This window comes from Variovorax sp. IB41 (assembly GCF_016405905.1).
GTDB lineage: Bacteria > Pseudomonadota > Gammaproteobacteria > Burkholderiales > Burkholderiaceae_C > Variovorax.
The window spans coordinates 203,488-217,197 of the sequence record NZ_JAEFCB010000009.1 but is presented as its reverse complement, the minus strand read 5'-3'; the positions used below and the strand labels follow the sequence as shown (position 1 = coordinate 217,197).

The following is a 13,710-nucleotide window of genomic DNA, read 5'->3' as shown; positions in this document are numbered from 1 at the left end:
AGCCATCAAATCAGGCGCGGCGCGCGGCAGCCGGCGCACTGCTGCACGCGCGGCACAGCATCAGCGCCAGCCGTTGCAGCGCCTGCCAGCCACTGGCGGGCCAGTCGGGTTGCTTCAGGCCCTTGCAGATGCCGTCCACCAGGTGCGCCGCGCGCAGCAGGCGCGCCAGCATGCGGTCGTCCAGCCGCGGCAGCACGCGCTCGAAGGCGCGCTCGCGCGGGCCCCAGATGCGGTTCTCGCGCAACGCCATCGGCAGCGGCCGGCCGGCGGCCATGGCGTCTTTCACGCGCTTCAATGCGCGGATGTCCTCGGCGATCGTGTAGTGCACCAGCACCTCGGCCTCGCCCTCGGCCTGCAGGCCGTCGAGCATGCGCGCCACGCGCTGCGGGTTGCCCGCCAGCACCGCTTCGGAGAGCTTGAACACGTCGTAGCGCGCCACGTTGTTGACCGCGCCCTCGACCTGCTCCCAGCTCAGCTCGCCCGCCGGGTGCAGCAGCGCGAGCTTCTGGATTTCCTGGTGCGCGGCCAGGAGATTGCCCTCGACGCGGTCGGCAAAGAACTGCAGCGTGCGCTGGCCTTCGTCGCCCGGCATCACGCGCTGGCCCTGCAGCGCGAGGCGCTGCGCGATCCACTGCGGCAGCGCGCCGCGCTCGATCGGATCGACCTGCAGGCTCACGCCGTTGTTCTCCAGCGCCGAGAACCAGGCGCCGGTGCGCGTGGCCTTGTCCAGGCGCGGCAGCATCACCAGCGTGAGCGTGCTGTCGTTGCCGGGCGCGGCCTCGGCCAGTTGCTGCAGGGCGGTGCTGCCGTCCTTGCCGGGCTTGCCCGAGGGGATGCGGATCTCCACGATCTGCTTGTCGGCGAAGAGCGAGAGCGAGCCGCCCGCCGCCAGCACCGCGCTCCAGTCGAAATGCGCGCCGGCCACGGTGTACGAGCTGCGCTCGGTGTAGCCCTGCGTGCGCGCGGCGGCGCGGATGGCATCGGCCGCTTCCTGCGCGAGCAGCGGCTCGTCGCCGTGGATCGTGTAGAGCGGCTTGAGCCCCTTCTGCAGGTGGGCCCCGAGTTGGGCGCTGGCAAGTTGCATGAAAAAAACGCTGGGCGCGGGCGCCTAGAGCTCCTTGACCGCCGCCAGGCGCCGCATCAGCTGCTGCGCGATGTCGGACTGCATGTCGCGGAACAGCAGTTCGGCCTCGCCTTCCTTGGCGAGCGCGTTGGTTTCGTTGAAGCTCAGGTCGCGCGTCTGCGACACCTCGGAGGCCGAGAGCAGCTCCTTGCCGCCGGGCGTCTTCAGGCTGAAGCGCACGCGCAGGCGCAGCTGCAATTCGCGCAGCGCGCCGGCCGAATTGGTCGAGATCACGAAGCGGTCGCGGTCTTCGCCGAGCACCACCAGCACCGCATCGGCGGTCTTGGCGTCTTCCTTGGGTACCAGCGTCACCGTGCCGGCCGCGCGCAACTCGCGCCGCACCTGGTTGATCAGCGCGGAATTGCCCTCGACCGACAGCGTCTTGAACGCGAAGACCGGCGCCTTGCGCAGCTCGAAGCCGCAGCCGGCCAGGCCCACGCTGGCGCCCACGGCCGTCAAACCGAGGAGAAAGCCGCGGCGCGGCAACGAGGCATTGCGTTTGTTCATGCTTCTATCGTTCAAAGGACCACGTTGACCAGACGGCCGGGAACCACGATCACGCGCTTGGGCGGCGCGCCCTCGGCGAAGGCGACGAAGTCGTCGCAGGCGAGCGCGAGCTTCTCGATCTCGTCCTTGGAGGCGCCCGCCGGCACCAGCAGCTTGCCGCGCAGCTTGCCGTTGACCTGCAGCATGAGCTCGATCTCGTCCTGCACCAGCGCCTGCACGTCGACAGTCGGCCAGGCCGCGTCGAGCAGGCCGCCCAGGTCCTTGTCATAGCCGAGCTCGCTCCACAACTGCTGGGCGATGTGCGGGGTGGCGGGGTACAGGCAGCGCAGCAGGATGCCGAAGCCCTCGCGCAGCGCGGCCGCATCGCCCGCGCTGCCGTCGGGCTTGAAGCCCTCGAGCGCGTTCAGGAGCTTCATCGCGCCCGAGACCACCGTGTTGTATTGCATGCGCTGGTAGTCGTAGTCGACCTGGCGCAGCACCGTGTGCACCTCGCGGCGCAGCGCCTGCGCGCCCTTGCCGAACGTCTGCCCGCCCGCCTTGGCCGGCGCCACGTCCGCCTGCGCCACGCCGAAATTCCACACCCGGCGCAGGAACCGGTAGCTGCCTTCGACGGCCGCGTCGTTCCACTCGAGCGTGGCTTCGGGCGGCGCGGTGAACATGGTGTACAGGCGCGCGGTGTCGGCGCCGTACTTCTCGATCAGGTCCTGCGGGTCGACGCCGTTGCGTTCGCTCTTGCCCATCTTGCCGACGCCGCCGTATTCGACCTTCGTGCCGTCGGCCGTGGTGCCGCCGGTGATGCGGCCCTGCGCGTCGAGCACGGGCGTGACTTCCGAAGGCGGGAAGTAGTCCTTGCCGCCCTTCTCGCTGCGCTTGTAGAAGATGTGGTTGAGCACCATCCCCTGCGTCAGCAGCTTGCTGAAAGGCTCGTCGGCCTTCACCAGGCCCATGTCGCGCATCACCTTGGTCCAGAAGCGCGCGTAGAGCAAATGCAGGATCGCATGCTCGATGCCGCCGATGTACTGGTCCATCGGCATCCAGTAGTCCGCGCCCTCGGCGACCATGGCCTGGTCGTTCTTCGGGTCGCAGTAGCGCATGAAGTACCACGACGAATCCACGAAGGTGTCCATCGTGTCGGTCTCGCGGCGCGCCGCCTTGCCGCAGACCGGGCACACCACGCCGGCGTGAAAGCCCTCGTGCTTGTTCAGCGGGTTGCCGGAGCCGTCGGGCACGCAGTCGGTGGGCAGCACCACGGGCAGGTCCTTCTCGGGGACCGGCACCGCGCCGTGCTCGTCGCAATGGATGATCGGGATCGGCGTGCCCCAGTAGCGCTGGCGGCTCACGCCCCAGTCGCGCAGGCGCCAGGTGGTCTGCAGCTCGCCCAGGCCCTTCTGGCCGAGCGCATGCGCCACGGCGGCCACGGCCTCCTTGTACGACATGCCGCTGAAGTTGTCGGAGTTGATGGTCACGCCGCGCTGTTTGTCGCCGTACCAGTCCTGCCACTTGTGATAGTCGAAGTGCGGCTCGTCATCGACCAGCACGACCTGGATGATCTCGATGCCGTACTTGTTGGCGAAGGCGAAGTCGCGCTCGTCGTGCGCGGGCACGCCCATCACGGCGCCGTCCCCGTAGCCGATGAGCACGTAGTTGCCCACCCACACCGGCACCTGCTCCTCGGTGATCGGGTGCTTGACCGTGAGGCCCGTGGGCACGCCCTTCTTCTCCTGCGTGGCCAGTTCGGCCTCGGTGGTGCCGCCGTTCTTGCATTCCTCGATGAAGGCCGCGACCTTCGCATCGAGCGTGGCCGCGTGCGCGGCCAGCGGATGCTCGGGCGCCACGGCGCAGAAAGTGACGCCCATGATGGTGTCGGCGCGCGTGGTGAACACGTACATGCGCCCGTCCTGGATGAGCTTGCCGCTCGCGTCCTGGATGTCGTGGGTGAAGGCGAAGCGCACGCCCTCGCTCTTGCCGATCCAGTTCTCCTGCATGAGCTTCACGCGCTCGGGCCAGCCCGGCAGCTTGTGCTGGGTGTGATCGAGCAGCTCCTCGGCGTAGTCGCTGATCTTCAGGTAGTAGCCCGGGATCTCGCGGCGCTCGACCGTGGCGCCCGTGCGCCAGCCCTTGCCGTCGATCACCTGCTCGTTGGCCAGCACGGTCTGGTCGACCGGGTCCCAGTTCACCACCTGGGTCTTGCGGTAGGCGATGCCCTTCTCGAGCATCTTCAGGAACAGCCACTGGTTCCACTTGTAGTAGCTCGGATCGCAGGTGGCGATCTCGCGGCTCCAGTCGATCGCCAGGCCCATGGCCTGGAGCTGGCCGCGCATGTAGTCGATGTTCTCGTAGGTCCACTTGGCCGGCGGCACGCCGTTCTTGAGCGCCGCGTTCTCGGCCGGCAGGCCGAAGGCGTCCCAGCCCATGGGCATCAGCACGTTGTAGCCGCTCATGCGCAGGTACCGCGTGAGCATGTCGTTGATCGTGTAGTTGCGCACATGGCCCATGTGCAGCTTGCCGCTGGGGTACGGCAGCATGGAGCAGGCGTAGTACTTCTTGCGGCTCGCGTCCTCGGTGACGCGGTAGGCATCGGCGGCGCTCCATTGCGCCTGGGCAGCGGACTCGACGTCGCTGGGTTTGTAGCTGGGGTTCATAACGGCTCGGCAAGGCCCGGCGCGGGCTGGCCGGGGAAGGCGGATTATCGCGCCCGGGCGATGCCCTCCGCGCGGCAGACCCTAGACTTGGGGCACGCAACCTGCATGTTGCCTGGGTAACGTCTGCTTTCGTACTGCCTGAACGCCATGAAACTGCTCTGGAAACACCTCGCCCTGGGCCTCGCGGCCACCCTTGCCACCGCCACGCCGCTGTGGGCGCAGCAGGCGAGCGACAAGCCCCTGCGGATGGTCGTCCCCTTCGCCCCCGGCGGCGCGCAGGACGTCATCGCCCGCTACCTGGGCGCCAAGCTCACAGACAGGCTCGGCACGCCGGTGATCATCGACAACAAGGCCGGCGCCGGCGGCATCGTCGCCGCCGACGCGGTGGCCAAGGCGACCGACGGGGCCACCGTGCTGCTGGCCACGGGCGGCGCGGTCACCATCGCGCCCCACCTGCAGGCCAAGCTCCCTTACGACCCCGTTCACGAACTGGTGCCCGTGGCGCTGGTCGCCGACACGCCGATGACGCTGTCCGTGCGCGCCGAAAGCCCCTACAAGACCATCGCCGACGTGCTGCGCGACGCCAAGGCGCGGCCCGGCCAGGTCACCTACGCCTCGACCGGCAACGGCACGGTGTCGCACCTCACCGGCGCACTGCTCGCGCAGGCGAGCGGCGTGAACCTGCTGCACGTGCCCTACCGCGGCGCGGCGCCGGCGCTCACCGACCTCTTGGGCGGGCAGGTGGCGACGATCGTCACCAGCGTCGCCTCGATCGAGCCCATGGTCGCGACCGGCAAGGCGCGCGTGCTCGGCACCTTCTCGCGCGCGGCGCTTCCCAGCATGGGCACAGCGCCGACCGTCGGCGAGGCCACGGGCCTCGCGGGCATGGAAGTGCCGGTGTGGGTGGGCGTGATGGCGCCTGCGCGCATGCCGGCCGCGGCGATCGACAAGCTCTCCGCCGCGCTGGTCGAGGTGTGCAACCTGCCGGAGACCAAGCAGCGCTTCGCCCAGCTGGGCGCGGTCAACACCTGCGGCAACGCGGCGGCGCTCGGCAAGGTGGTCACGGAAGACAGCCAGCGCTGGGCGAAAGTGATCAAGCAAGGCGGAATCAAGGTTGACTGAGGCTTCCACGGAAAAGTACCGCGTCGGTATCGCGGGCACCGGCGCCATCGCGCTCGCCAGCACCGCATGGCTGCGCCAGGCGGGCCACGGCGTCACGCTCTGGTCGCCGGGCGGCCAGGGCGCCGAGGCCCTGCGCACGCAGCCGCTCGAAGCCGCCGGCGTGCAGCCCTGCACCGTGACGGTCGAGGTGGCCGACGACGCGGCGCAGCTGTGTCACGCCTCCGACGTGCTGCTGCTCGCCCTGCCGGTCAACGGCCACAAGGCGGTGATGGACGCGCTCCTGCCCGCCCTGCGCGACGGCCAGACCGTGATCGTCAGCTCGATGGCCTCGCTGTCGTCTCTTTATCTTCACGAAGTCGCGCGGCGCGCCGGCAAGCAGGTGACTGTCGCGAGCTTCGGCACGACCGTGCTGACCGCGCGCCGCGAATCGGGCACGCAGGTCCGGGTGATGACGCGGCGCAAGGCCGTCGGCGTCTCGGCGCTGCCGGGCGCGAACGTCGCAGAGGCCGTGACGCTTTGCACCGCCCTGTTCGGCGATGGCTTCTTCCCGCAGGACAGCGTGCTCGCGAGCGCGCTCGCCAACGTCAACCCGCAGTCCCACGGCCCGCTCGCGGTCTTCAACTGGACCCGCATCGAGCGCGCGGAAAACTGGCCGCAGTACCACTGCATGACGCCCGGCGTGTCGCGCGCGATCGAGGCGCTGGACCGGGAGCGCCGCGCCGTGGCGCAGGCCTTCGGCATCGCGCTCGGCCCCATCGAGGAACACTTCGCGCGCTCCTTCGGCACCGCGTCGGCGCGGCTCGAAGACATCGCGGCCGAACTGCACGCCCAGCGCGGCGGCCCGCCCGGGCCGGTGCGCACCGACACCCGCTACGTGACCGAGGACATGCCCTACGGCCTGGCTTTCGTGGAGGCGCTGGGGCAGATCGCCGGCGTGCCCACGCCCGCGACGCGCACCATCGTCGATGCCGCTTCGCTGGTCAACGGCGTCGACTTTCGCGCGCAGAACGACCTGCTCGCGCCGCTGGGCCTCACGGGCGAAACCGTCGAAGGCCTGCTCGCGCGCCTATGACCCGTCCGCGGGAAAGACCGGCTCGCCCAGGTTGAGCATCAGCCGGTTGGCCCAGGCGAAGAGGGCCACCGAATGGACCAGGTCGAGGATCTCCAGTTCGTCCAGCCCCACAGCCTTCAGCGCGCGAACGTCCTCGGCCGACACCGTGTCCGGCTCGGCGCCGAGCTTGATCGAGAACGCGACGATCGCCTTCTCGCGCGGCGTGGTGCCGGCCGATGCGGGCGCCTCGAACACCTGTTCGATCACGTCGCTGCGCTTGGCCAGCTGCTCGAAGCGCTGCGCATGCACCGAGGCGCAGTACACGCAGCCGTTGACGCGCGACTCCACCGTGGCGCCCAGCTCGCGTTCGGCGCGCGGCATGCCGCCCGGCGCGAACATGATCGCGTTGAAGGCGATAGAGCGCTGCAGCAGGATTTCCGGCTGGTGCGCGAGCACGAGGAAATACGGCGAGCTGCGCGCCTGCGGGCTCATCTCGTCCAGCGCGGCCAGCTGGGCCGGCGTGGCAGTCTCGACATTCACCGTGTCGAGCCACGGCTTCCACTTGAGCACCTCGTTGGTGAAGCCCTGGACGCGGATCGGAAGCGTCATGCCGAAGCCTCCGCGGCCGCCAGCGCCTTGAGCCCCGCGACGACGCGGACCTGGTAGGAGAGAAAGGCGATCAGCTGGCTCAACGCGACGAGCGCGGGCGTCGAGAGCCCGTGCACCGCCAGCGCCTGGAGGGCGGCGCGGTCGCCATCGATCGGTCGCGCGATGAGCTTGCCCGCGAAGTCGAGCATCGCGCGCAACCGCGCATCGGCGAGCGAGTCGATGTCGCCGCGTTCCACCGCATCGGCCACCGCAGCGTCGGCGTTCTCGGCCGCCAGTTCCTCGCGGTAGTGCGCGGCGAGGTTCGGCGCGTTCGAGACGCGGCAGGCATGCAGCGCGACCAGCAGGCGCTCGGTGCGGGTCAGCCCCTCCACCGCGTGCGAGAACATCGCGTCGTGGCTGCTCTGGGTGGCGGCCACGACCTTGTCGCGGCGCTGGCGCAGCGCCCAGGTCGGCTGGTTCGGCGCGAGGGGCACGGCGTGATCGACCACGTCGATGGCCGGCAGCGCCACGGAAAGATTCGTCATGCGGGTCCTTGAAGAAGAAGGTTCAGCTGCGCTCGCCGGGCGGCGGCGCGGGCGTCCACTCGTCGCCGAACAATTCGGGCTCACTGTAGGCTTCGAGATTCGCGAAGTGGTGGTCGAAATCCTCGCGGTAGAACAGGCTCGCGATGCCGCTCGCAAGGCGCTTGGCACCGTCGCTGATCGCGGGGATGTCGCCCGACACCGTGCCGTGCGAGAGCGCCGCCGGGTAGCAGAAGCAGTGGATGCGATCGAGCCCCGGGCACTCGCCCGCCGTGCGCGGCTGGAATTCGAAGACCGGGCCGAGGTCGGGTGAATCGGCCAGCTCCTGGTCTTCGTCGCCGGGCGCGGGCACGAAGCGGTCCTTCCACGTGCGGATGTGGGCAGCGATGGCGTCGAACTCGGGGCGGTTCGGCCAATCGACCTTGAAGCCGGTCGAGACGATCAGGAAGTCGAATTCGAAATCGCCCTTGGGCGTCGTGACGCGCATCGCGTCGCCCTGCGGCGCGACCGCAAGGACCGGGCAGCCGAAGTTGAAGAAAGCGTTCGCAAATGCCGACACCCGCAGCGTGCTGCCATGCGGCGGCGGCACGTTCAGGGCGTTGATGTAGTGGCGGATGCGCCACTTGCGTTCGTCGGACAAATCGAAATGCCCCTGCGTGAGCCCCGGCACGCCCGCGCCCTTGCCCTTGTTGATGCGCGGCAGGTCGGGCCGGCGGATCAAGAGCTCGACGCTGCGCGCGCCCGCCTCCAGCGCGGTGGCCGCGCTGTCCATCGCCGACGAGCCCGCGCCGATCACGCCGACGCGCAGGCCGGCGAGCGTGCCGTAGTCCATCTCGTCGGACGAGTGCGCCCATTGCGAACGCGGCAGCGCATCGACGAACGCCGGAACCGCCGGGCCGCCGAGGCCGTCGCGGCCGGTGGCCAGCACGACGCGGCGCGCCAGCACGCTGCTGGCGCCGGCCGGCGTGCGCAGATCGAGCCGCACCGCCGTGCCATCGGGCAGCGGCTGGATGCGGGTGATCGCGGTGTCGTTGCGCACATCGACGTTCATCACGCGGCGGTACCAGCCGAGGTAATCCATCCACTGCAGGCGCGGGATCTTGTCCAGCGCCGCCCACGCCTCGCGCCCGAACTGCGCCTCGAACCATGCGCGGAAGGTGAGCGCCGGCAGGCCCAGCGCGGGGCCGGTGAGTTCCTTGGGCGAGCGCAGCGTTTCCATGCGCGCCGTGGTGGCCCAGGGGCCTTCGCGGCCGGCGGGCGAGCGGTCGAACACCACGGCGCGAATGCCCTGCTGCGCGAGCGCCACCCAGGCCGCAAGGCCCGCCTGCCCGCCGCCGATCACGGCCACGTCGAGCAGCGCCTGGCCATCGCTCTGCCGCACGGGCATCCATTGCCGGCCGGGAAAGCCGAGGTAGTCGAGGTCCTGGGCGAGCCGCGCCTCGAGCACGGCGAGGGAGGAGACGGAATCTGATGTCATTTGGGGGAGCCGGAAACAGCGCCCAGTGTAGAAAGCTTCGCGGCCTGCCGAATCGCGCACGGTCGCCCGCAAGCGCGTATGACTGGCCCGAATCTCGCATGCCACAATGAATTCCGACCACAGGGGCAGGCATGGGCAGCAGCATCGACAGCACTGACAACACCGACAACGCCGACGGAATCAAGGGCGAATGGTGGCGCGGCGCGGTGATCTACCAGATCTACCCGCGCAGCTTCATGGACAGCAACGGCGACGGCATCGGCGACCTGCCCGGCATCACGGCCCGGCTCGACCACGTGGCCAGCCTCGGGGTCGATGCGGTCTGGGTCTCGCCCTTCTTCCGCTCGCCGATGAAGGACTTCGGCTACGACGTCTCGGACTACCGCGCGGTCGATCCGCTATTCGGCACGCTCGCCGACTTCGACGCGATGCTCGCGCGCATGCATGCGCTGGGCCTGAAGCTCATCATCGACCAGGTGCTCTCGCACACCTCCGACCAGCATGCGTGGTTCGCCGAAAGCCGGAGCTCCCGTGACAACCCCAAGGCCGACTGGTACGTCTGGGCCGACCCCAGGCCCGACGGCACGCCGCCCACCAACTGGCTCTCGGTCTTCGGCGGCTCGGCCTGGCAGTGGGACTCGCGCCGCAGGCAGTACTACCTGCACAGCTTTCTCACCGAACAGCCCGACCTGAACTTCCACTGCGCCGCCGTGCAGGACGCGCTGCTCGGCGAGGTGCGCTTCTGGTGCGAGCGCGGCGTGGACGGCTTTCGCTTCGACGCCTGCAACCACCAGTTCCACGACGCGCTGCTGCGCGACAACCCGCCGGCCTCGCTCGCGTCGATCGGCGAGGTCAGCACGGTGCGCGCCGACAACCCCTATGCGATGCAGCAGCACCTGTACGACAAGAGCCAGCAGGAGAACCTCGTGTTCCTGGAGCGCCTGCGCCACCTCCTCGACGGCTACAGCGCGGTCGCGCTGGGCGAGGTCGGCGACGAGAACGCGCCGCCCGTCATGGCGCAGTACACCGAGCTCGGCAAGCGCCTGCACCTGGCCTACAGCTTCAGCCTGCTGACGGCCGAGCACAGCGCCAAACACCTGCGCCACCAGGTCGAGACGCTCGACCTCGCGCTCGCGCCCACGGGCGGCTGGGGCTGCTGGGCGGTGTCGAACCACGACGTGCCGCGCGTGGCCACGCGCTGGAGCAACGGCCGCGCGCCCGACACGCGGCGCGACAGGCTCTGGCTCGCCTTGCTGCTCACGCTGCGCGGCAGCGCCAGCATCTACCAGGGCGAAGAGCTCGGCCTGCCCGAAGCCGAAGTGCCCTTCGAGCTGCTGCAGGACCCCTACGGCCGCGCCTTCTGGCCCGAGTTCAAGGGCCGCGACGGCTGCCGCACGCCGATCCCCTGGCAGGCCGATGCGCCGCAGGGCGGCTTCACCACCGGCACGCCGTGGCTGCCGATGTATGGCGCGCACCTGCCGCTGGCCATCGACAACCAGGCCGACGATCCGCACTCGATGCTGGCCTTCAGCCGCGCGCTGCTGCGCTGGCGCCGCACGCAGCCGCTGCTGCGCACGGGCGGCATTGCATTTTTCGACGCGCCCGAGCCCGTGCTGTGGTTCGAGCGGCGCGACGGAAAGCGGTCGCTGCAGGCCGTCTTCAACATGGGGAGCGAGCCTGTTGCGATCCCATTGCGCGAAGCGCTGTTGCCGCTGCCGGGCCATCCGCTGACCGGCGCCGCCACCGTGCAGGGCGATGGCGATAAGCGCATGCTGGCCCTGGCGCCCTACGGCGTCTTTTTCGGAACACCCGCCAACGACGAAGCACAAATCTGATCACCATGCCGCCGAACTCCCTGCCCGCCTCCGAAGTCCACGCGCTGATGCGCGCCGAACACGGCGATCCGTTCGCGGTGCTCGGGCCGCACGAAACGCGCGAGGGGCTGGAAGTGCGCGCGCTGATGCCCGGCGCACAGAGCGTGGCGGTGATGCATTCGCGCACCGGCTGGCCGCTGGCGATGCTCACGCGGCAGGAGGGCTCCGACCTGTTCAGCGGCCTGGTGCCGGCCGCGGAAGCGCGCCTGGGCTATTCGTTCCAGGTCGAGTGGGGCTCGCACACCTCGCGCCTCGAAGACCCGTACCGTTTTCCGTTCGTGCTCGGCGAAACCGACGTGTGGCTGCTGGCCGAGGGCACGCACCTGCGGCCCTGGGAGCAGCTGGGCGCGCACCTGCGCGAGATCGACGGCGTCAAGGGCGTGGCCTTCGCGGTCTGGGCGCCGAATGCGCGGCGCGTGTCGGTGGTCGGCGACTTCAACAACTGGGACGGCCGGCGCCACATGATGCGGCTGCGCCGCGAATGCGGCGTGTGGGAAATCTTCGCGCCGCACGTGGCCACCGGCGACAGCTACGAGTTCGAGATTCTTTCGGCACAGGGCGAGGTGCTGCGCAAGGCCGACCCGTTCGCCTTCTCCTCGCGGCTGCGGCCCGAGACTTCCTGCGTGGTGGCGCCGCTGCCGGCCGCGGTGAAGATGCCCGAGGGCCGCGCCGAGGCCAACGAGCGCCATGCGCCCATCAGCATCTACGAAGTGCACCTGGGCTCGTGGCGCCGCAAGAACAACGGCCACGAGTGGCTCGACTACCGCGAGCTGGCCGACACGCTCGTGCCCTACGCGCGCGACATGGGCTTCACGCACATCGAGCTGCTGCCGATCAGCGAGCACCCGTTCGACGGCTCGTGGGGCTACCAGCCGATCGGCCTCTACGCACCGACCTCGCGCTTCGGCACGCCCGGCGACTTCCGCCATTTTGTGGAGGCCGCGCATGCGGCGGGCCTCGGGGTGATCCTGGACTGGGTGCCCGCGCACTTTCCGACCGATGCGCACGGCCTTGGAAATTTCGACGGAACGGCGCTGTACGAGTACGCCGATCCGCGCGAGGGCTTTCACAACGATTGGCAGACGCTGATCTTCAACTTCGCGCGCACGGAGGTGCGCAACTACCTCGTGGGCAATGCGCTGTACTGGCTGGAGCGCTATGGCGTCGATGGCCTGCGCGTGGACGCGGTGGCGTCGATGCTGTACCGCGACTACAGCCGCAAGGCCGGCGAGTGGGTGCCGAATGCGCAGGGCGGGCGCGAGAACCTGGAGGCCATCGACTTCCTTCGCCGCATGAACCGCGTGGTGGGCATCGAGCGGCCCGGCGCGGTGACGCTGGCCGAGGAATCGACGAGCTTTCCCGGCGTGACGCGGCCACCCGAGCACGGCGGCCTGGGCTTTCACTACAAGTGGAACATGGGCTGGATGAACGACACGCTCGCCTATGCGGGCACCGACCCGGTCTATCGCAAGCACCAGCACCAGCAGATCACCTTCGGGCTGATGTACGCGCACACCGAGAACTTCGTGCTGCCGCTCTCGCACGACGAGGTGGTGCACGGCAAGGGCTCGATGATCGGGCGCATGCCCGGCGACGAGTGGCAGAAGTTCGCGGGCTTGCGCAACTTGTACGGCTACCTCTGGGGGTATCCGGGCAAGAAGCTGCTGTTCATGGGCGGCGAGTTCGCGCAGGTGGCCGAGTGGAATGCGGACCGCAGCCTGGACTGGCACCTGCTGGAGCATGCGCCGCACCAGGGCATGCGGCGGCTGGTGCGCGATTTGAACAATGTGTACCGGCACTTTCCGGCGTTGCATGAGCTGGACAACGATGCCGGCGGGTTCGAGTGGATCGTGCATGACGATGCGGACCAGTCGGTGTTTGCCTTTGTGCGCAGGGCGCGGGATGGGGCGTTCGTTGTCGTCGTGTGCAACTTCACGCTGCTGCCTCGGCATTCGTACCGGCTGGGCGTGCCGGTTGCGGGGGCTTACCGCGAGATCATCAATACGGATGGTGCCGTGTATGGCGGGAGTGGTGTGGGGAACGGGATCGTCGAAAGCTCGCCTGTCTCCTGGCATGGGAAGGCGGACTCGGTTGTTGTCAGCGTGCCGCCACTGGCTACCGTGATGTGGGTGGTTGTTTGATGGGGCTTGAATCGTTTTGCTTTCCGAGGCCGGGTCTCGCCCCGGCGGGCGACTCACTTTCTTTTGCTTCGCCAAAAGAAAGTAAGCAAAGAAAAGGCGACCCTGCTGTCTGCGACCCTTCGCTTCGCTGCGGGCAACCTGCGGTGCTCACGTTTCGCGGGGTCTCGCCCAAACTCGCTTCGCTCAAACAAGGGCGAGCCCTGATCCGCGAAACGCTCCGCTCCTCGGCGCATACAGAAGGGCTTTCGGGCACGCCATCGCTGCGCTCGGCGTTCAAGACATGTCGGACCATCGCTTTGCTCGGTCCCACCCGTCTCCTCCCAAAAACCGCCATAGCCATTCAAGGCGGACACGCGCAGCGTGTCCGCCCTTCGTGCCGAGCAACGCGATGGCACGTTCGGTGCCCCCTCCCCTCTGGCTGCGCCGAGGAGCGGAGCGTTTCGCGGACAAGGGCTCGCCGCTGTCTGAGCGAAGCGAGTTCGGCGAGACCCCGCGAAACGCGAGCACCGCAGGTTGCCCGTAGCGCAGCGAAGGGTCGCAGACAGTGGGGTCGCCTTTCTTTTGCCTACCTTTCTTTGGCGAAGCAAAGAAAAGTAGGTCGCCTGCCGGGGCGAGACCCGGCCTCGGGAAAGAAACCAATCCA

The 13,710-nt window shown here is 69.0% G+C and carries 10 protein-coding genes; 4 read left to right on the top strand and 6 right to left on the bottom strand.

From position 1 onward, the window contains the following. Positions 1–10: 10 nt before the first annotated feature. The 3 genes from holA to leuS are packed head-to-tail and all read right to left on the bottom strand — an operon-like array spanning position 11 to position 4,272. The gene (gene holA / locus JC881_RS18310) at positions 11–1,084 is read right to left on the bottom strand and encodes a DNA polymerase III subunit delta (protein WP_198787125.1); all 1,074 of its coding nucleotides are present in this window, start codon (positions 1,082–1,084) and stop codon (positions 11–13) included. 24 nt (positions 1,085–1,108) lie between these two features. After that, on the bottom strand, positions 1,109–1,630 hold the full coding sequence (locus JC881_RS18305) for an LPS-assembly lipoprotein LptE (RefSeq protein WP_198787124.1): 522 nt from the start codon (positions 1,628–1,630) through the stop codon (positions 1,109–1,111). An 11-nt stretch (positions 1,631–1,641) separates the two neighbouring features. Beyond that, complete coding sequence (leuS, locus tag JC881_RS18300; protein ID WP_198787123.1) at positions 1,642–4,272, bottom strand: leucine--tRNA ligase; 2,631 nt, start codon at positions 4,270–4,272, stop codon at positions 1,642–1,644. Positions 4,273–4,419: 147 nt separating this feature from the next. Between leuS and JC881_RS18295 the strand changes: the two genes are divergently transcribed. Both JC881_RS18295 and JC881_RS18290 read left to right on the top strand, forming a co-directional pair. Then, a complete protein-coding gene (locus JC881_RS18295) occupies positions 4,420–5,394 on the top strand; it encodes a Bug family tripartite tricarboxylate transporter substrate binding protein (RefSeq protein ID WP_198787122.1) in 975 nt (324 codons plus the stop codon). Beyond that, complete coding sequence (locus JC881_RS18290) at positions 5,387–6,466, top strand: NAD/NADP octopine/nopaline dehydrogenase family protein (RefSeq protein WP_198787121.1); 1,080 nt, start codon at positions 5,387–5,389, stop codon at positions 6,464–6,466. The genes JC881_RS18295 and JC881_RS18290 overlap by 8 nt, the downstream gene beginning before the upstream one ends. On the opposite strand, the gene JC881_RS18285 is transcribed toward JC881_RS18290, so the two are convergent. Genes JC881_RS18285 through JC881_RS18275 form a run of 3 tightly spaced genes read right to left on the bottom strand, consistent with a single transcriptional unit; the run spans position 6,461 to position 9,052 of the window. Then, positions 6,461–7,054, bottom strand: a complete 594-nt coding sequence (locus tag JC881_RS18285; protein ID WP_198787120.1) for a peroxidase-related enzyme — start codon at positions 7,052–7,054, stop codon at positions 6,461–6,463. The two genes, JC881_RS18290 and JC881_RS18285, sit on opposite strands and share 6 nt — an antisense overlap. Beyond that, on the bottom strand, positions 7,051–7,578 hold the full coding sequence (locus JC881_RS18280) for a CMD domain-containing protein (RefSeq protein ID WP_198787119.1): 528 nt from the start codon (positions 7,576–7,578) through the stop codon (positions 7,051–7,053). Before JC881_RS18280 ends, JC881_RS18285 begins: the two co-directional genes overlap by 4 nt. Before the next feature lie 22 nt (positions 7,579–7,600). Continuing rightward, complete coding sequence (locus JC881_RS18275) at positions 7,601–9,052, bottom strand: NAD(P)-binding domain-containing protein (RefSeq protein ID WP_198787118.1); 1,452 nt, start codon at positions 9,050–9,052, stop codon at positions 7,601–7,603. Between the two features lie 131 nt (positions 9,053–9,183). Here JC881_RS18275 and JC881_RS18270 point away from each other — a divergent pair, with 131 nt between their 5' ends. Next, positions 9,184–10,887: an alpha-amylase family glycosyl hydrolase gene (locus tag JC881_RS18270; RefSeq protein ID WP_198787117.1), complete on the top strand. Its 1,704-nt coding sequence runs from the start codon at positions 9,184–9,186 to the stop codon at positions 10,885–10,887. Between the two features lie 5 nt (positions 10,888–10,892). Further along, entirely contained in the window at positions 10,893–13,067 is a 2,175-nt protein-coding gene (gene glgB, locus JC881_RS18265; RefSeq protein WP_198787116.1) for a 1,4-alpha-glucan branching protein GlgB, read from the top strand. The last annotated feature ends 643 nt before the right edge of the window (positions 13,068–13,710 follow it).

Excerpts from the sequence above, each read along its gene's own strand:
- JC881_RS18305 (WP_198787124.1), bottom strand. The coding sequence starts at position 1,630 with ATGAACAAACGCAATGCCTCGTTGCCGCGCCGCGGCTTTCTCCTCGGT.
- JC881_RS18275 (WP_198787118.1), bottom strand. The coding sequence starts at position 9,052 with ATGACATCAGATTCCGTCTCCTCCCTCGCCGTGCTCGAGGCGCGGCTC.
- JC881_RS18295 (WP_198787122.1), top strand. The coding sequence starts at position 4,420 with ATGAAACTGCTCTGGAAACACCTCGCCCTGGGCCTCGCGGCCACCCTT.
- leuS (WP_198787123.1), bottom strand. The coding sequence starts at position 4,272 with ATGAACCCCAGCTACAAACCCAGCGACGTCGAGTCCGCTGCCCAGGCG.
- JC881_RS18270 (WP_198787117.1), top strand. The coding sequence starts at position 9,184 with ATGGGCAGCAGCATCGACAGCACTGACAACACCGACAACGCCGACGGA.
- JC881_RS18285 (WP_198787120.1), bottom strand. The coding sequence starts at position 7,054 with ATGACGCTTCCGATCCGCGTCCAGGGCTTCACCAACGAGGTGCTCAAG.
- glgB (WP_198787116.1), top strand. The coding sequence starts at position 10,893 with ATGCCGCCGAACTCCCTGCCCGCCTCCGAAGTCCACGCGCTGATGCGC.
- holA (WP_198787125.1), bottom strand. The coding sequence starts at position 1,084 with ATGCAACTTGCCAGCGCCCAACTCGGGGCCCACCTGCAGAAGGGGCTC.
- JC881_RS18280 (WP_198787119.1), bottom strand. The coding sequence starts at position 7,578 with ATGACGAATCTTTCCGTGGCGCTGCCGGCCATCGACGTGGTCGATCAC.